We start from the raw sequence: 16,495 nt of genomic DNA, 5'->3' as shown, positions 1-16,495 counted from the left end.
CGCCGGTCGCCTGCCAGAACCCGTCTGAGGAAGGTCGTCCATGTCCGCTCACACCACCCCCGACCCCGCCGCGACCGGCGGGACGGGGCCGCGTCGCGTCCGCGTGCACCACCTCGCCGAGGCGAAGTCGCGCGGCGAGAGGATCACGATGCTCACCGCGTACGACGCCGTGACCGCGCGGATCTTCGACGACGCGGGGATCGACGTGCTGCTCGTCGGCGACTCGATCGGCAACACGATGCACGGGCACGCCACGACGCTGCCCGTCACCGTCGACGACCTGATCCCGCCCGCGCGCGCCGTCGCGGGCGCCGCGCGGCGCGCGTTCACCGTCGTCGACCTGCCGTTCGGGTCGTACGAGGCCGGCCCGGAGCAGGCGCTCGCGACGGGTGTGCGCTTCTTCAAGGAGGCGGGCGTGAGCGCGGTCAAGCTCGAGGGCGGTCGCCGCATCGCGGCCCAGATCCGTGCGCTCACCGACGCGGGGATGCCCGTCGTGGGCCATCTCGGCTACACGCCCCAGTCGGAGAACCTGCTCGGCGGGCCGCGGGTGCAGGGTCGCGGGGACGACGCCGCCGAGCGGCTCAGCGAGGACGCGCTCGCCGTCGCCGAGGCCGGGGCGGTCGCGATCGTGCTCGAGATGGTCCCCGTCGAGGTCGCCGCGCGCATCACCGAGATCCTGCGCATCCCGACGATCGGCATCGGCGCCGGCGCCGCGTGCGACGGCCAGGTCCTGGTGTGGACGGACATGGCGGGCATGACCGACTGGTCGCCGCGGTTCGCGAAGCGGTACGCGGAGATCGGCGCGGCGCTCGGCCAGGCCGCCGCCGACTACGCCGCCGACGTGCGCGGCGGGACGTTCCCCGACGACGCCCACAGCTTCGCCCGCTGACGCCCGTTCGCCGCCGCCCGCCCGCCCTGACGGCGGCCGGGCGGCCGTCGCGAGCCGGGAGGCCTCCTACCCGTCGTCGGCCGTGCGGTCCGCCGCCCACGCCTCGAGCCCCGTCGCGAGGGCGTCTGCGTAGCGCTGGCGACCGTCCTCCGAGGCCATCACGGCGGCCTCCTCCGCGTTGCGCATCTCGCCGAGCTCCAGCATCACCGCGGGACGCTCGGCGTGGTTGAGGGTCGCGAGGTCGTCGCGCCGCTGGATCGGGCCGTCGTCGCCCGCGACCGACGACGACGGCGCGAACCCGGCCGCCCCGAGAGCCGCCACCAGCTCGCGCGCGAGCGCGACGCTCGGTGCACCCTGCGCGTCGTGCACCGGGGGTTCCGACACGATCGCGAAGAACCCGTGCGCGCTGCGGTCCTCCGTGCCGTTGGCGTGCACCGACACGAGCACGTCGGCGTCGTGCTCCTGCGGGAACCGCCCGCGGGCGTCGACGCACGGCCCGACCCCCGCGTCGTCCGACCGGGTGAGGACCACGATCGCGCCGAGCTCGGTGAGACGCGCCGCGAGCCGGCCGCTCACGTCCCATGTGAACGCGTGCTCGGGGTAGCCGGCGTCGGTCGACGCGCCGACGGTGTTGCACGCCTTGGTGCCGCCGCGTCCGTCGTCGACGGGCGCGTTGACCGTCAGCGGGTTCGCACCGTTCCCGCCGTTGTGCCCGGGGTCGACGGCGACCGTGAGCCCGGCGAGCGGCGGCGGAGGCGCGGTCTCGGCCGTGACCGTCGGCTCCGGGGTCGCGGTCGTCGCGTCCGGGGACGGCGAGGCGGCGAGCGCGGCGCCCGACGGCGCGAGCGTCGTCGGACCGCCCCCAGGACCGGCACGGACCTGCAGCGCGACGAGAAGCGTCAGCGCCCCGACGGCCAGGCCCGCGAGGAGCAGGCCGAGGCTGCCCCACCGGGCGCGCCACGGTCCCGGCGGAGGGGCGTGCGTCACTCGCCGTGCTCGCGGCGGTCTTCCTCGTCCCAGGCCTCCGACCGCTGCCGTGCGGTCTCCAGAGCCTTCTGCGCCGCCTCACGCGTCGGGTACGGGCCCATGCGGTGCGACCACGAGCTGCCGCGGCCCCGCTGGACCTCGCCGGTCCCGGTGTCGTAGTAGTACTGGTCCTCGGTCGTGGGGGTCTCGCCGTCGTCGGCGACAGGTCCGGTGCTCATCCCCCGATCCTCCCCCAGGTCCGGGGCGCGGCGCACCCGCCCGCCGACTTCGTAGACTGCGGTCATGCCCTCGACCACACCCTCCTCCGACGCGGGCACCGCACCACCGGTCGCGGCGCCCGTGCGGCGCGGTCCCCTCGCCCCCGGGAGGATCGGTGCACGACGCGCCGTCCCGACCTCGATCCCGCGCCCCGAGTACGTCGGCCGCCCCGGCCCGCAGCCCTTCACCGGCAGCGAGGTCAACGACCCGGAGACGATCGAGCGCATCCGGGTCGCGTCGCGCGTCGCGGCGCAGGCGCTGGCCGAGGTGGGGCGCCACGTCGCGCCCGGCATCACGACGGACGAGCTCGACCGCGTGGGGCACGAGTTCCTCCTCGACCACGGGGCCTACCCGTCGACGCTCGGCTACCGCGGCTTCCCGAAGTCGCTGTGCACGTCGGTCAACGAGGTCGTGTGCCACGGCATCCCCGACTCGACCGAGCTCGTCGACGGCGACATCGTCAACGTCGACGTCACGGCGTTCCTCGGCGGCGTGCACGGAGACACGAACGCGACGTTCGGCGTCGGGACGGTCGACGAGGAGTCCACGCTGCTCGTCGAGCGCACGCGCGAGGCGCTCGCGCGCGGGATCAAGGCCGTCGCACCCGGTCGCGCGGTCAACGTGGTCGGCCGTGTCATCGAGCGGTACGCGGCCCGGTTCGGGTACGGGGTCGTGCGCGAGTACACGGGTCACGGCGTGGGTCGCGCGTTCCACTCGGGCCTCGTGATCCCCCACTACGACGCCGCTCCCCTGCACGACACCGTGATCGAACCCGGGATGGTGTTCACCGTCGAGCCGATGCTCACGCTCGGCACGTCCGAGTGGCGGATGTGGGACGACGGGTGGACGGTAGTCACCGCAGACACCTCGCGCACGGCTCAGTTCGAGCACACGCTGCTGGTGACCGACGACGGAGCGGAGATCCTGACACTCCCATGAACGCGCACACGTCCTCCCACCCCTCCGGCCCGACCGGGCTCGCCTTCGGCATCGACGTCGGCGGCAGCGGCATCAAGGGCGCGCCCGTCGACCTCGCCACGGGCGAGTTCGCCCAGGAGCGCCACCGCATCCCGACGCCGCAGCCCTCCACGCCGCAGGCCGTCGCCGAGGTGATCGCCCGGCTCGTCGACGAGTACGACCTCCCGGCCGAGGTCCCCGTCGGTGTCGCCTTCCCCGCGCCGCTGCAGCACGGGATCGTCCGGTTCATCGCCAACCTCGACAAGTCGTGGACGGGCGTGGACCTGCCCGCGCTGCTGCACCGCGAGACGGGGCGCCACGTCGTCGCGGTCAACGACGCCGACGCCGCAGGCATCGGCGAGGTGCGGTACGGCGCGGCGCGCGACGCCGACGGCGTGGTGCTCGTCGCCACGCTGGGCACCGGGATCGGCAGCGCGATCGTCGTCGAGGGCCACCTGCTGCCCAACACCGAGCTGGGCCACCTCGAGATCGACGGGCACGACGCAGAGACGAAGGCGTCGGACGCGGCCCGCGACCGTGAGGACCTGAGCTGGGAGCAGTGGGCCGAGCGGCTCCAGCGCTACTTCGGCGTGGTCGAGGACCTGTTCTCGCCCGACCTCATCGTCGTCGGCGGCGGAGTGAGCAAGAAGCACGAGCACTTCCTGCCGCACCTGCACCTGCGCGCCCCCATCGTGCCGGCCCAGCTGCGCAACGCCGCCGGGATCGTGGGTGCCGCGTCGCTCGCCGCCGAGGACGCGCGTCGTACCGCACGGTCTGCCTGACGCCTCGGTCCGGCGCCCGACCAGCGGGACCTGGCCTCCGGCCGACGATCGGGCCGGCCGGCGGCCTCAGGACGTCGTGACGTCGTGCCGCTCGCTCCCGAAGATCTCGATGACGCCGAGCATCTCGAGGACGTCGGTCACGACGCTCGGCGGGTTGCGCAGGGTCACCGAGAGCCCTTCCTCGGACCCGATCGTGTAGAACTGCACGAGGAACGCGATCCCGGTCGAGTCCATGAACGTCACCCGGGACGTGTCGATGACGACCGGGACGTCCCGCTCGAGCGCGTTCGCGAGCGCGGCGCTCGCCTCGCTGCGCAGCGCGACGTCGATCTCCCCCCACATGGCGACCACGCTGGCGCCCGGCTCCTCGAGCAGGCGGATCCCGCCCGTCTCGACCGCCGCGCCCTTCGTCTCTGCCTGCTGCACCGTCATCGCCCCGCCTTCCTGCTGCCTGCCCCGCCCGCCCCGACGGGTCGGCGCCACCTGCTTGACGCCCACCGACCGTCCGGCCCCGCTCTGCACGTCGTCGGGCGCGGCAGGGATGCACGGTCGATCGTGGCCAGGGTAGCCCAAAAATGCCACGGAATGGGAGCCCTCTGGCAAGAACTTTACCTGGCTGGCCGAGACAGCGTTGTCAGGGCCAGATAGTTGACGATTCATTCACCAGTTGGACGGGTGTCCAACGGCGACGGCCGCCCCTGGTGCATCGGCTCCGGGGACGGCCGTGCGATCGGCAGCCCGGTCAGCCGGTGTTCTGCAGACCGGCGGCCACGCCGTTGACCGTGAGGAGCAGGAGGTGCTGCAGCTCGTCCTTCGCCGGACCCTCCGCGCCCGCCCGCAGCCCACGCAGCGCGCGGACCTGCAGCAGGGACAGCGCGTCGACGTACGGGCTGCGCAGCTGGACCGCCCGTCCGAGGACGCGACGGCCCGAGAGCGGCCACGCGTTGCCCGTCACCGCGAGGACGCGCTCGCGCGTCAGGCGGAGCTCCTCGAGCACGGCGCCCGCGAGGTCGTCGCGGTCCCCGAGCGCGAGGTAGCGCTCGGCGATGCGCGCGTCGGTCTTCGCGAGCGACATCTCGACGTTGTCGAGCAGCGTCGCGAAGAGCGGCCACTCGCGGTGCGCCTCGCGCAGGAGCTCCAGGTCGCCGAACTCCGCGAGCGCCGTGCCGAGGCCGTACCAGCCCGCGAGGTTGATGCGGGCCTGCGACCAGGAGAACACCCACGGGATCGCCCGCAGGTCGTCGAGCGAGGACACGGACAGCCCGCGTCGCGCGGGCCGAGAACCGATCGGCAGCAGGCCGACCTCCTCGAGCGGCGTGACCTGCGCGAACCACTGCGGGAAGCCGTCCGCGCGCACGAGCTCGTGGAAGCGGCGGCGCGACGAGGCGTCGAGCGCCACGGCCAGCTCCCGGTAGCGGTCGGTCGCCTCGGCGTTGCGCTTCTCGGTCGACGGCGCGGACGCGAGCAGGGTCGCGGCCGCCACCTGCTCGATGTGGCGCGACGCGATCGTCGGGTCGCCGTACCGGGCGAGGATGACCTCGCCCTGCTCGGTGAGCTTGAAGCGACCGTCCACCGAGCCCGGCGGCTGGGCGAGCACGGCCCGGTTGGCAGGGCCGCCCCCGCGGCCGAGCGCACCGCCGCGACCGTGGAACAGCGTCAGCGTGATGTCGTGCCGCTCGGCCCACAGCGCGATGCGGCGCTGCGCGTCGTGCAGTGCGAGGGTCGCCGAGACGGGCCCGACGTCCTTGGAGGAGTCCGAGTAGCCGAGCATGACCTCGACGCGGCGGCCGTTCTCGGCGAGCCGCTTCTGCACCTGCGGCAGTGTGAGCATCGACTCGAGGATGTCGACGCTCGCCTCGAGGTCCGCGAACGTCTCGAACAGAGGGATCGCGTCCACGACCGGCTTGTCGTCGGCACCGGCGAACGCGTGCTCGGCCAGCTCGTAGACGGCCGCGAGGTGCTCGGGCGCCTGCGTGAACGAGACGATGTAGCGCCGCGCGGCGCGCAGGCCGTAGCGCTGCTGGACGGAGCCGAGCGCGCGGAACGTGTCGAGGACCTCGCGCGTGCGGTCGGACAGGTCGCCGTGCACGCCCTTCTCGGCGATCTCCGCGAGCGCCGCGGCGTGCACCTGCGAGTGCTGGCGCACCTCGAGCTCGGCGAGGTGGAACCCGAAGGTCTCGACCTGCCACACGAGCTGCTGCAGGTCGCCGTACGCGGCGCGAGGCGCCCCGGCGGCGACGAGGGACTCCTGCACGACCCGCAGGTCCGACTCGAGCTGCTCGGGGTCGGCGTAGGCGAGGTCGGCGTTGCGCGCGCGAGTCGCCGCGACCCGTTCGGCCACGACGAGCAGCACCGCGCGGTGCGGCTCGCGGGGAGACGCTGCCGCGGCGGCGGCCGTGACGGCCTCCGAGAGCTGGCGCTGACGCTGCCACAGGGCACGCAGCCCGTCCGACGGCGGCGTTCCGTCCTCGTCGAGCGTGAGCTTGCGACCGACGCGCCGCGTCTGCTCCTCGAGCGCGACGAGCGCGTGCTCGGAGGCGATCGCCGCCGCCTGCCGTGTGACCTCCGCGGTGACGTTGGGGTTGCCGTCGCGGTCACCGCCGATCCACGTGCCGAGGCTCACGAAGGGGCGCACGAGCGGCTCCTCGCGGCCCGCCTCGTCGCCGAGCAGCCAGTCGTCGAGGCGCCGGTAGACCGTCGGGAACGTGTCGAACATCGTCGCGTCGAACACCCCGAGCGCCGTCTTCACCTCGTCGAGCACGGACGGCTTGTGCTCACGGATCGGCGCGGTGCGCCACATGGTGTCGATCTCGGCGAGCAGGCGCCGCTCGTTCTCCGCGAGCGACGTCCCGCCGAGGGGCTGGGCGTCGCGCTCGTCGAGCAGCGTGGCGATGCGGCGCACCGCGCCCGAGACGGCGCGGCGGCGCGCCTCCGTGGGGTGGGCCGTGAGGACGGGGCGGAACTCGAGACGGCGCAGCCGGCGCAGCGCCTCCTCGCGGCCCACCTCGGCGACGAGCTGCTCGAACGCCTCGGGCAGCGAGTCGTCGTGCGTGACCGCGCGGGTCGCGAACTCGGCCTCGCGCTCGCGCAGGACGCGCACGCGGTGGTACTCCTCGGCGAGGTTCGCGAGGTGGAAGTAGCACGTGAAGGCGCGGGCGACCTGCTCCGCGCGCTCGATCGTCAGGCCCTCGACGAGCGCCTCGGCGTCGGCGAGCACCGCGCCCGTCGTGTCGTCGTAGGCGGCGATCGCGAGCTCGCGCAGGCGCTCGACGTCGTCGAGCAGGCCCTGCCCGCCCGTCTCGCGCAGCACGGTGCCGAGCAGCCCGCCGAGGAGGCGGACGTCGTCGCGCAGCGGGGCGGGGACGTCGTGGCGCGCGAGGCCGCGGTCCTTCTCGTCCGCGGCCCCGGGGACGGCGGTGCCGAGCCGGGCGGGGTCGCCGCTGCCGGGGGTCAGTTCCGGTGGGGAGAGGTCGTTCACGGGGACGAGGGTATTCCTTGACCGACGCCCGACGCGCACGCGTCCGGTGGGTGATCCCTGACGGGGCGTGAGGTGGGCCGGCGGACCGGGGTCACCGGACGGTGCTCAGGGGCGGTACGCGCCCTGCCAGACCGTGTCGAACGGCGTCGCCGCCGGGACGCGCGCGGCGATGCCCTGCGTGACGACCTCCTTCGCGACCTCGACGGCCGCGCGGACGTCGGAGCCCTTCGCGAGCTCGGCCGTGATCGCCGCGGCGAACGTGCAGCCCGCACCCGAGACGCGCTCCTCGCCGACCTTGGGCCGCGACAGCACGACGACGCCGTCGCCGTCCACGAGGACGTCCACGGCGTCGGGACCTGCGAGCTCCACGCCGCCCTTCGCGACGACGACGTCCGGGCCCAGGTCGCGGATGCGGCGCGCGGCGTCGACGAGCTCGTCGACGGTCCCGATCGACTCGACGCCCGCGAGCGTGCGCGTCTCGAAGAGGTTGGGCGTCACGACGGTCGCGAGCGGCAGCACCTGCTCGCGCAGCGCGGTGTCGGTGTCGAGCGCGGCGCCCGGCTCCTGGCCCTTGCAGATGAGGACGGGGTCGAGCACGACGTGCTCCCACGACCGCGAGCGCAGCGACGCCGCGACGACGTCGATCGTCGCGGGCGTGCCGAGCATGCCGACCTTCACGACCGACGGCGCGTGCGTGGCGACCGCGGCCTCGAACTGGTCGGCGATGACCTGCGCGTCCACCGGGACGAAGCGGTGCCCCCAGTCGTTCTTCGGGTCGAACGACACGATGCACGTGAGCGTCCCCACGCCGTACGCGCCGAGCTGCTGGAACGTCTTGAGGTCGGCCTGGATGCCGGCCCCGCCGGTCGCCTCCGAGCCGGCGATGACATAGGCGACGGGGGGCTGCTGGGTCTGCTGGCTCATCGGGGACTCCTCGGCGTCGTGCGGCACGGTGTGTCGGGTCGCTCCGCGCCCGCCGTGCGAGGGCGCGAAGGTGCGGACGAGCCGGTCTGTACGCCGGGTTCTGTTCCCGCGCGCGGTTGCCCCCGCGCGGGCGACGGTCATCCATCTACGACGTACGTTGCCGTACGCCTCCAGCGGTCTACCCGACTGTGCTTCTCACCAGAGAATCGGGCGGGCCGCCCTCAAACACAGTCTGTCTGACCTTGCTCCAGGTGGGGTTTACCGAGCCGGACCGGTCACCCGGCCCGCTGGTGGTCTCTTACACCACCGTTTCACCCTTACCGCGCAGGCCGGGGCCGGAGCCTCGTCCCGTGCGGCGGTCTGTTCTCTGTGGCACTGTCCCGCGGGTCACCCCGGGTGGGCGTTACCCACCACCTTGCCCTGCGGAGCCCGGACGTTCCTCGGCGAGGAGGTCTTGCGACCTGCCCCGACGCGACCGCCCGACCGACTCGTCCGCACCGGCAAGGATACTGCCCCACGGCGCCCCGCCGCGCCGGGCGTCGTCGGCCCGGTCAGACGTCAGCCCGGTCAGACGTCGACGCGGTACGACAGCGCGAGCTCGTCGCCGCTCACGCCCCGGATCCCCCAGCTCTCGCGCGGCGCCTCGAGGATCACGAGCTCGACGTCGTCCGGGCCGAGCCCGAGGGCGGGCGCGACGTCGTCGTACAGGGCCGCCACGAGGGCTCGCTTCGCCTCGCGCGTGCGCCCCGTGAAGCACACGATCTCGACCACGAGGTACGCGTCCGAGCGCGGGGCGACGAGGTCGTCGTCGTCCAGGAGCAGGAAGCGGTGGAACCGCTTGTCGTCCGGGAGCTGCCACGCGCGCACGAGCGCGGAGTGCAGCGCGTCGGACACCTCCGCCCGCCGCTCGCCCCACACGCTGCGCCGTCCGTAGATCTTCACCTGGGCCACGCCGGCAGCGTAGCGCCCGGGCCTGACGGCGTGACGCACCCCACGCGCCCGGTCCGCCCGCCCGCGCGGGGCACGCCTCGGACGCGACCGTAGAGTGACCGGGTGCTCGTGCTCCTCCCCCCGTCCGAGGGCAAGACCCCCGCGCCCGACGGCGCCCCTCCGGTCGACCTCGCGACGCTCACCTCTCCCGTCCTGACCGCCCGGCGCGAGCGCGTGCTCGACGCGCTCGTGTCCGCGAGCGCCCGCGCCGACGCCGTCGAGGTGCTCGGCGTGAGCCCCGGCCTGGCGGACGAGGTGCGCCGCAATACGGGGCTGCGCACCGCACCGGCCGCACCCGCCGCGCAGGTGTACACGGGCGTCCTCTACGGCGCGGCGGACCTGGGTGGCGCGCTCGCCGGTGGCGAGGAGGCCGCGCGACGCGCCACCGAGGACGTCCGCATCGTGTCCGGGCTCTGGGGCGTCCTGTCCCCCGCCGACCGTGTCCCCGCGTACCGCCTGTCGATGGGCGTCGCGCTCCCCGGTCTCGGGCGGCTCGCGACGGCCTGGCGACCCCACCTGGGCGCGGCGCTCGACGACCGCGCGGCGGGGGACGTCGTCGTGGACTGCCGGTCGGCGACGTACGCCGCGGCGTGGCGGCCCCGCACGACCGGCGCCGACGCCGCCCAGTGGGTGGCCGTGCGGGTGCTGCGCGACGCGGACGGGAAGCGCTCGGTCGTGTCGCACAACGCCAAGCACACGCGCGGCGTGCTCACGGCCCACCTCGTGCGCCGGGCAGGCGTCGTGGCGTCCGCGGACGACCTCGCGAAGGCCGCCGACGAGCTCGTCGGCACCGACCTGCTCGACGCGAGCCTCCGCGACGACGGCCGCGGGCGGTTCACGCTCGAGCTCGTCGTGGCCTGAGTCAGAGGTCGCTCGGGACGCCCTGTGCGACGAGCTCGCTCGTCCCGTCGGCCCACAGCCTGAGGATGCTCACGGACGCGGGCGGCACACGGAACCTCGACCACTGGTCGGGGGGCGCCTGGACCGCGACGCCGATCGCGGCGCGCACCTGCACCGCGTGGCCCACCACGACGACCGTGCGCCCCGACGCGGGCGCGTCCTGGAGCTGCGTGGCGACGAGCTCGCGGAGCCCCGCGCGCACGCGCACCCCGACGTCGGCGACGGACTCGCCGCCCGGCGCGGCGACGGTGCCCGTGGCGTACCAGTCGCGGCGCAGCCCGGGCCACCGCTCGTCGATCCGGTCGGCGGTGAGCCCTTCCCAGGCGCCGAAGTCCACCTCGGCGAAGCGCGCGTCGGTCGTCACGGGCAGGCCGAGGCGTCGGCCCACCGCGCGGGCCGTCTCCTGGGTGCGCACCATCGGGGAGGCGACGATCACGGACGGCCGCGGCAGGTCGGTCCAGGTCGACCGGCCGACGCGGAACACGAGGTCGGCGGCGCGCGCCGCCTGCGTGCGCCCGTGCGGCGTGAGCGACGGCCCGGGGACCGACGAGCCGCTGAACGCGCCCGCGACCGTGAGCGGTGTCTGCCCGTGGCGCACGAGGACGACCGTCAGCGCCGGGGCGTCGTCGAAGCGGATCGTGGCCCCGGACGGCCGCGCGGCCGGACCGGCCGACGTGCCCGCCTCGGCCCGCCCCTCCCCGGGTGCCTGCTCGAGCGGAGCCCCGTCCCGGCCGTCAGCGGCGCGACCGGGATCGGCGGGAGCGAGATCGGCGGCAGCGTCATCAGCGGTGGCGGCCGTGGCATCCGTTCCGTAGTCCCGGGCGATCGTGCCGCCGGTGTCCATCGCCTCGTTGGCGAGCCGGTCGGCATCCGCGTTCTGCGCGCGCGGGATCCACTCGTAGGTCACCTGGCCCGCGGGAAGGACGGTCGCGGCCTCCGCGGCCAGCCGACGCATGTCCGCGTGCTTGATCTGCCAGCGCCCCGACATCTGCTCGACGACGAGGCGCGAGTCCATCCGGACCGTCACCCGTGCGTCCGGGTCGATCGCGGCCGCCGCCCGCAGACCGGAGACGAGACCGGAGTACTCGGCGACGTTGTTGGTCGTCGTGCCGAGGAACGCCGCACGCTCTGCGAGGACGCGGCCGCTCGCGCCGTCGCGCACGAGGGCGCCGAAGCCGGCCGGCCCGGGGTTCCCGCGGGAGCCGCCGTCGGCCTCGACCACGAGGTGGCGTCGACCCGAGGAGCCGTCCGGGCCGGTCGGGGCGGCGTCGGGGCGTGCGTCCGCGCTCACGCGCCCGCGGCCTCCGGACGCACGACGATGTGGCCGTAGTCCTCGAGCCGGACGACCTGGTCAGGCGCCGCGGACGTCACCGCCGCGAGCTCGGCCGGGCTCAGGTCCACGTTGAGCCCCTCGAGCCGGCGCCCGCGCATCGCGACGACGCCGCGCCCGCCGTTCTGGTCGCGCACGCGCTCGTAGAGCGCGAGCAGCGTCGCGTCGATCCCGTCGGCGGCCGCACGGCGGCGCTCGGCGACCTGCGCGGCGTCGTCGTCGAGCTCGGCGAAGCGGGCGTCGCGCGCGGCGACGACCTCTGCGCGGGCGGCCTCGAGCTCGGCGTTCGCGGACTCGAGACGACCGAGCGCCTCCTCGTGCGCCTCGAGCCGCTCCATGACGTCGAGCTCGACCTCCTCGAGCACGCCCTGCCGGCGGGCGAGCGACTCGAGCTCGCCGACGAGCGCCTGCGCGTCCTTCGCCCCGACCTGGCCGGAGTCGAGGCGCGACCGGTCGCGCGCGGCGCGCGTGCGCACCTGCTCGACGTCGGCCTCCGCCTTCTTCAGCTCGCGCCGCAGGTCGGACGCCGCCGTGCGGGACTCGACGAGCGACGTCGCCAGGTCCTGCACCTGCGCGTCGAGCTCGGCGATGCGGGCCAGCTCGGGCAGGTTCTTGCGCTGGTGGGCGAGCTGCTGGAGACGCGTGTCGAGCTCCTGGACGTCGAGGAGCCGGAGCTGGTCTGCGGGCGGGGCGGTGGCCACGTGGTAGTTCCTTTCGTGGGACCGGTCGGGTCGTGGGACGCGGTCGGGTCGGGCGGGTGAGGGGCGCGGAGCGCCGCGGTCGGTCGCGGTAGGTCGCGCGCGGGCGACGGCGTCACAGGGGTCAGCCCGGCGCCCCGGGCGCCGACGCGGACGGGATGCGGGCCGTCCAGGGGTCGGTGACGGTCGTGCTGACCCGCGTCTCCACCTGCTCGCCGCGCGCGGCGAGCGCTCGCGCGAGGTCCTCGGCAGCGTAGCGGAGCCACGGCCACTCCGACGCGAAGTGCGGGACGTCGACGAGGAACGGCGTCGCCGACGGCCCGCCCTCGAGCTGCGCCCGCTCGCGCAGCTCGGACACCGGGTGGTGGCGCAGGTCGGACGTCAGGTAGACGTCGGCACCGCTCGTGCGCACCGCGTCGAACAGCGAGTCGCCCGAGCCGCCGACGACCGCGACGGACTCGACCGTCGCGTCCAGGTCGCCCGCGACGCGGACGCCCTGGACCGTCGCGGGCAGGACCTCGGCGACGCGCTCCGCGAACGCCCGCAGCGTCGTCGGCCCGGCCAGCCGCCCGACCCGTCCCGTGCCGGTGGTGACGGTCCCGTGCGTGGCCGGCGCGTCGCCGCGACCGGCCGCGTGCGGCACGAGCGGCACCCGGTGGAGCAGGTCGAGCGCGTCCGCCAGCGCGTCCGCGACGCCACGCTCGGCGGCATCCGCGTTCGTGTGCGCGACGTACAGGCCGCACCCTCCCCGGATGAGCCGGTGCACGAGCGAGCCCTTGAACGTCGTCGCGGCAACCGAGTGCACGGGGCGCAGGAACAAGGGGTGGTGCGTGACGAGGAGGTCCGCGCCCCAGTCCAGCGCCTCGTCCGCGACCTCCTCGACCGGGTCGACGGCGAGCAGCACCTTGCGGACGGGCGCGCCCGGGTCGCCGGCGACCAGTCCGACGGCGTCCCAGTCCTCCGCCGTGGCCGGCGGGTAGAGCTCGTCGAGCGTGCGCACGACCTGGCCGAGGGTCGGGGGCGCGAGCCCTGCACCGGGCTCGTCGGCGTGCTCCGCGGCGGCGTCGAGGGTCATGGCGGCAGGCTATCCCGCCCGACCGCGCCGGACGCGGTCGTCACTTCGCTTGCGCGTAGTGCTCGACGGCGGCGACCGTCAGCGGGAAGTCGACCGGGAAGTCGCCGAACAGCAGTCGCCCCGCCTCGACGGCGGCCTCCCGGACCTCGCGCTCCACCACCTCGACGAGCTCCGCGGGCGCGTGCACGACCACCTCGTCGTGGAGGAAGAACACGAGGTGCGCCCGGCCCTGGAACGGTGCGCGGACCGCACCCGGGCTCTCGCTCACGGGCAGGGCCCACAGTCGGCGTCGGATCGACGCGAGCCAGCACAGCGCCCACTCCGCGGCCGTGCCCTGGACGACGAAGTTGCGCGTGAAGCGACCCCAGGCCCGCGTCTGCGAGCGTGCTCGCGACTGGGCGTCCGCACCGCCGCCCGCTCCTCCCCCCGCGCCGTCGGCCGCGTCGTCGGCCGCGTACGCGCCGGACTGCGCCTCCTGCCAGGCGGCGCCGGGCTCCGGGGAGCTGCGCCCGAGCCGCGTCGTGACGACCTCGCCCCGCTCCCCCGCGCGGGCCGCACGCTCGACGAGGTCGATCGCGTCGGGGAACGCCTTCGCGAGCCGCGGCAGGACCAGGGCGCTGTCCCCCGTCGTCCCGCCGTACATCGCCCCGAGCATGCCGACCTTCGCGTGCTCGCGGCTCGCCACGGCCCCCGACGCGACGATCCCGGCGTAGAGGTCGACGCCCCGGCCGGCGTCCGCCATGCGCTCGTCGTGCGCGAGCCCTGCGAGCACGCGCGGCTCGAGCTGGGCCGCGTCGGCGACGACGAGCCGCCAGCCCGGGTCCGCGACCACCGCCCGGCGCACCTGGCGCGGGAGCTGGAGCGCACCCCCGCCGCTCGACGACCAGCGCCCCGTGACGACTCCTCCGACCACGTACTCGGTCCGGAACCGGCCGTCGCGCACCCACGTGTCGAGCCACGTCCACCCGTTCGCCGTGAGCAGCCGCTGCAGCGTCTTGTACTCCAGCAGCGGCTCGATCACGGGGTGCTCGATCTTCTCGAGCTCCCACTTGCGCAGCGACCGGGCGCCGACGCCCGCGTACTGGAGCGCCTTGAGCAGGTCCGGGTGCGAGTCGGGGTTGAGCGTCGGCGGGGCGTCGAGCGCGTCGCGGATCGTGCGGGCGAGCTCCTCCATGCGCACCGGCCGCTCGCCCGGACGCGGTCGCGGTCCGAGGACCCCCTCGAGGATCTCGTCGTGCACGTCGGCGCGCCACGGCAGCCCGGCATGGTGCATCTCCGCGGCGACGAGCGCCCCGGCCGACTCGCCCGCGAGGAGGAGGCGCAGCCGGCCCGGTGCGTCCGGGCCGTCCGCCGCCGCGACCGTGGCGAGCTGGTCGGCGAGCTCGGGCAGCGGGTCCAGGCCCGACGGCGCAGCGGGGGTCCCCGGCGCGTCCGCCCCCAGGTCGAAGAGCGAGTCGGGGCGGAGCGGGAGCGTCGGGTCGGGCCCGGCGGGTGCGGCGGTCAGGGCGTCCCAGGGCCCGGGCTCCCTCCGGGCGTACGGAGTCCCCGCGGTGAGCGCGGACCGGCGCAGGATCGCGCGCGCGAGCCGCAGGTCGTGCGACCGCTCCACCCGGGCGCCCGCAGCGAGCAGCGCGGAGTACCAGCGGTTCGTGTCGTCCCACACGGCGCGCTCCCCCGAGGCGACGGCTGCCGCGACCTCGGCCCCCGACTCGCTCACCGGGCCTCCCGTGGGACGACCGGACGCGTCGGCACGCCGAACCTCGACGACGGCGCCTCGGCCGGCGCCGGCACGACGCGTCAGGGCCAGGTACACGGACGCAGTGTGCCTCCCGGCACCCACACCGGCAGGCTGCTGCCGCGGCTCGGACCGGAGCGCCAGGCCGTCAGCCGTGCGAGGCCGGGTCGTCGCCGACGTCCGGCGGTGGCGGCGCGGGCTCCGGCGCCACCCCGCCGGTGCGCTCGAGCTCGAGCTCGGCCGTGAGGACACCGCCCGCGAGCACGGCGATGCTCGTGAGCCACAGCCACAGCACGCCCGCGAGCACCAGACCGAGCATCTGCCCGGCCACCCGCACCAGGGCGATCGCCGTGCCGTCCACGCCGGGCGTGGACGGCACGGCGAGGGCGAGGTAGAGCCCGAACCCCGACGAGACCACCAGCACTCCCAGCGTCCCGACCACCGCGCCGGGCACGCACCGGGTCCACACCGTGTCGACGTTCGGGGCGTACCGGTAGAGCAGCGTGAGGTACGCGGCGCTCACCGCGACGACGAGCGGCCAGCGCAGGACGTCCCACGCGACCTGGAACTCGTCCCCGAGACCGAACCGGTCCGCGAGCGCCGCGCCGTCGCCCAGGAGCGGCCCGACGACGACCATGCCCAGCACGGCGACGACGGTCGCGACCGCGCCCAGCGCGAGCGAGAGGCCCAGCACGTACTGGCCGACGAGACTGCGACGGTTCTCCACCTGGTAGGCGTCGTCGAGCGCGCGCACCGCGGCGCGGAAGACGCGGCTCGCGAGCCAGAGGGCCACGACGAACGCGCCCAGCGCGAACCCGGCGCGCCCTTCCGCGAGGAGACCGTCGACGAGCGGGGCGAGGACGTCGCTCGCGACCTGCTCCGCGAACACGTCCGCGAACCCGTCGACGACCGTGGTGCGGATCTGGTCGACGCGGGTGTCCCCGAGGAGCGGGCGCAGGAACCCGAGGCTCGCGCCGAGCGCCGTCGTGAGCGGGACGAGGGAGATGAGCCCGTAGTACGACATCTCCGCGGCGAGGCCCGTCACGCGGACGTCGGCCGAGCGGTACGCGGCGCGGAGCGCGACCTCCGCCGCGGGCACCCCGCGCACCCGCAGCGGCGTGCGAGCCGCTCGCGCCAGGAGCCGGTCCCGCAGGCCGGGCGAGGTCGCGGCTCGGGCCGCACGGCGGGCCAGGGCGGGCCGGACCACGTGCCCGGACGTCCAGCTCCCGACCGCGACGACGGCCGGGCCGAGGACGGCGGTCGCAGCCGTCACCACCACGGTCCGCGTCATGGAGGGGTCGAGGAGGACGGTCCCGAGGCCGACGGCGGTACCGGCACCCACGAGGACCAGGACCGTCGACGTGGCGGTCGACGTCGTCGCGCGCACGGCGGGCACGCGACGGGCGAGCACCGCGACGACGAGGGCGAGGGACGCCACCAGGACGAGCACGTGCGTCTCCCTCGGACGGCGTGGTCGGCGCGACGCCCCTGT

General features: G+C 75.3%; 15 protein-coding genes and 1 other RNA gene. 4 read left to right on the top strand and 12 right to left on the bottom strand.

Annotation, left to right across the window (positions count from 1 at the left end):
• Positions 1-40: 40 nt before the first annotated feature.
• The gene (gene panB / locus ACZCLJ_RS01575) at positions 41-889 is read left to right on the top strand and encodes a 3-methyl-2-oxobutanoate hydroxymethyltransferase (RefSeq protein WP_463105237.1); all 849 of its coding nucleotides are present in this window, start codon (positions 41-43) and stop codon (positions 887-889) included.
• Positions 890-955: 66 nt separating this feature from the next.
• On the opposite strand, the gene ACZCLJ_RS01570 is transcribed toward panB, so the two are convergent.
• Both ACZCLJ_RS01570 and ACZCLJ_RS01565 read right to left on the bottom strand, forming a co-directional pair.
• A complete protein-coding gene (locus tag ACZCLJ_RS01570) occupies positions 956-1,876 on the bottom strand; it encodes an N-acetylmuramoyl-L-alanine amidase (RefSeq protein WP_463105236.1) in 921 nt (306 codons plus the stop codon).
• Entirely contained in the window at positions 1,873-2,094 is a 222-nt protein-coding gene (locus ACZCLJ_RS01565) for an SPOR domain-containing protein (protein ID WP_251151519.1), read from the bottom strand. Before ACZCLJ_RS01565 ends, ACZCLJ_RS01570 begins: the two co-directional genes overlap by 4 nt.
• Positions 2,095-2,158: 64 nt before the next feature.
• On the opposite strand from ACZCLJ_RS01565, the gene map reads away from it, so the two are divergent.
• Positions 2,159-3,073 carry a type I methionyl aminopeptidase gene (gene map, locus ACZCLJ_RS01560; protein WP_463105235.1) on the top strand — a complete coding sequence of 305 codons (915 nt, stop codon included), beginning with the start codon at positions 2,159-2,161 and terminating at the stop codon, positions 3,071-3,073.
• The gene (gene ppgK / locus ACZCLJ_RS01555; protein WP_251151521.1) at positions 3,070-3,873 is read left to right on the top strand and encodes a polyphosphate--glucose phosphotransferase; all 804 of its coding nucleotides are present in this window, start codon (positions 3,070-3,072) and stop codon (positions 3,871-3,873) included. Before map ends, ppgK begins: the two co-directional genes overlap by 4 nt.
• A gap of 66 nt (positions 3,874-3,939) precedes the next feature.
• On the opposite strand, the gene ACZCLJ_RS01550 is transcribed toward ppgK, so the two are convergent.
• The 5 genes from ACZCLJ_RS01550 to ACZCLJ_RS01530 all read right to left on the bottom strand — a co-directional run bounded on the left by ACZCLJ_RS01550 (position 3,940) and on the right by ACZCLJ_RS01530 (position 9,226).
• Positions 3,940-4,305: an STAS domain-containing protein gene (locus tag ACZCLJ_RS01550; protein ID WP_251151522.1), complete on the bottom strand. Its 366-nt coding sequence runs from the start codon at positions 4,303-4,305 to the stop codon at positions 3,940-3,942.
• Positions 4,306-4,615: 310 nt separating this feature from the next.
• The gene (locus ACZCLJ_RS01545) at positions 4,616-7,225 is read right to left on the bottom strand and encodes a phosphoenolpyruvate carboxylase (RefSeq protein WP_251151876.1); all 2,610 of its coding nucleotides are present in this window, start codon (positions 7,223-7,225) and stop codon (positions 4,616-4,618) included.
• 231 nt (positions 7,226-7,456) lie between these two features.
• The gene (locus ACZCLJ_RS01540; RefSeq protein ID WP_251151523.1) at positions 7,457-8,275 is read right to left on the bottom strand and encodes a hydroxymethylpyrimidine/phosphomethylpyrimidine kinase; all 819 of its coding nucleotides are present in this window, start codon (positions 8,273-8,275) and stop codon (positions 7,457-7,459) included.
• A 73-nt stretch (positions 8,276-8,348) separates the two neighbouring features.
• An RNA gene (gene rnpB / locus ACZCLJ_RS01535) (RNase P RNA component class A) lies at positions 8,349-8,766 on the bottom strand.
• Between the two features lie 76 nt (positions 8,767-8,842).
• A complete protein-coding gene (locus tag ACZCLJ_RS01530; RefSeq protein ID WP_463105234.1) occupies positions 8,843-9,226 on the bottom strand; it encodes a tautomerase family protein in 384 nt (127 codons plus the stop codon).
• 102 nt (positions 9,227-9,328) lie between these two features.
• Here ACZCLJ_RS01530 and ACZCLJ_RS01525 point away from each other — a divergent pair, with 102 nt between their 5' ends.
• Positions 9,329-10,126: a YaaA family protein gene (locus ACZCLJ_RS01525; protein ID WP_463105233.1), complete on the top strand. Its 798-nt coding sequence runs from the start codon at positions 9,329-9,331 to the stop codon at positions 10,124-10,126.
• 1 nt (position 10,127) lies between these two features.
• Here the strand turns inward: ACZCLJ_RS01525 and ACZCLJ_RS01520 are convergent, their stop codons facing one another.
• From ACZCLJ_RS01520 to ACZCLJ_RS01500, 5 genes are all read right to left on the bottom strand, one after another.
• A complete protein-coding gene (locus tag ACZCLJ_RS01520; RefSeq protein WP_463105232.1) occupies positions 10,128-11,456 on the bottom strand; it encodes a bifunctional RNase H/acid phosphatase in 1,329 nt (442 codons plus the stop codon).
• Positions 11,453-12,196: a zinc ribbon domain-containing protein gene (locus ACZCLJ_RS01515; protein ID WP_463105231.1), complete on the bottom strand. Its 744-nt coding sequence runs from the start codon at positions 12,194-12,196 to the stop codon at positions 11,453-11,455. Before ACZCLJ_RS01515 ends, ACZCLJ_RS01520 begins: the two co-directional genes overlap by 4 nt.
• 121 nt (positions 12,197-12,317) lie before the next feature.
• Positions 12,318-13,268 carry a Nif3-like dinuclear metal center hexameric protein gene (locus ACZCLJ_RS01510; protein ID WP_463105230.1) on the bottom strand — a complete coding sequence of 317 codons (951 nt, stop codon included), beginning with the start codon at positions 13,266-13,268 and terminating at the stop codon, positions 12,318-12,320.
• A 40-nt stretch (positions 13,269-13,308) separates the two neighbouring features.
• Complete coding sequence (locus tag ACZCLJ_RS01505) at positions 13,309-15,075, bottom strand: bifunctional 3'-5' exonuclease/DNA polymerase (protein ID WP_463106334.1); 1,767 nt, start codon at positions 15,073-15,075, stop codon at positions 13,309-13,311.
• 76 nt (positions 15,076-15,151) lie between these two features.
• Complete coding sequence (locus tag ACZCLJ_RS01500) at positions 15,152-16,453, bottom strand: YihY/virulence factor BrkB family protein (RefSeq protein ID WP_463105229.1); 1,302 nt, start codon at positions 16,451-16,453, stop codon at positions 15,152-15,154.
• Between the last annotated feature and the right edge of the window lie 42 nt (positions 16,454-16,495).

Source organism: Cellulosimicrobium sp. So1_17 (assembly GCF_055181235.1).
This window is presented reverse-complemented; position numbering and strand designations above follow the sequence as displayed.

Excerpts from the sequence above, each read along its gene's own strand:
- panB (WP_463105237.1), top strand. The coding sequence starts at position 41 with ATGTCCGCTCACACCACCCCCGACCCCGCCGCGACCGGCGGGACGGGG.
- ACZCLJ_RS01565 (WP_251151519.1), bottom strand. The coding sequence starts at position 2,094 with ATGAGCACCGGACCTGTCGCCGACGACGGCGAGACCCCCACGACCGAG.
- map (WP_463105235.1), top strand. The coding sequence starts at position 2,159 with ATGCCCTCGACCACACCCTCCTCCGACGCGGGCACCGCACCACCGGTC.
- ppgK (WP_251151521.1), top strand. The coding sequence starts at position 3,070 with ATGAACGCGCACACGTCCTCCCACCCCTCCGGCCCGACCGGGCTCGCC.
- ACZCLJ_RS01550 (WP_251151522.1), bottom strand. The coding sequence starts at position 4,305 with ATGACGGTGCAGCAGGCAGAGACGAAGGGCGCGGCGGTCGAGACGGGC.
- ACZCLJ_RS01540 (WP_251151523.1), bottom strand. The coding sequence starts at position 8,275 with ATGAGCCAGCAGACCCAGCAGCCCCCCGTCGCCTATGTCATCGCCGGC.
- ACZCLJ_RS01510 (WP_463105230.1), bottom strand. The coding sequence starts at position 13,268 with ATGACCCTCGACGCCGCCGCGGAGCACGCCGACGAGCCCGGTGCAGGG.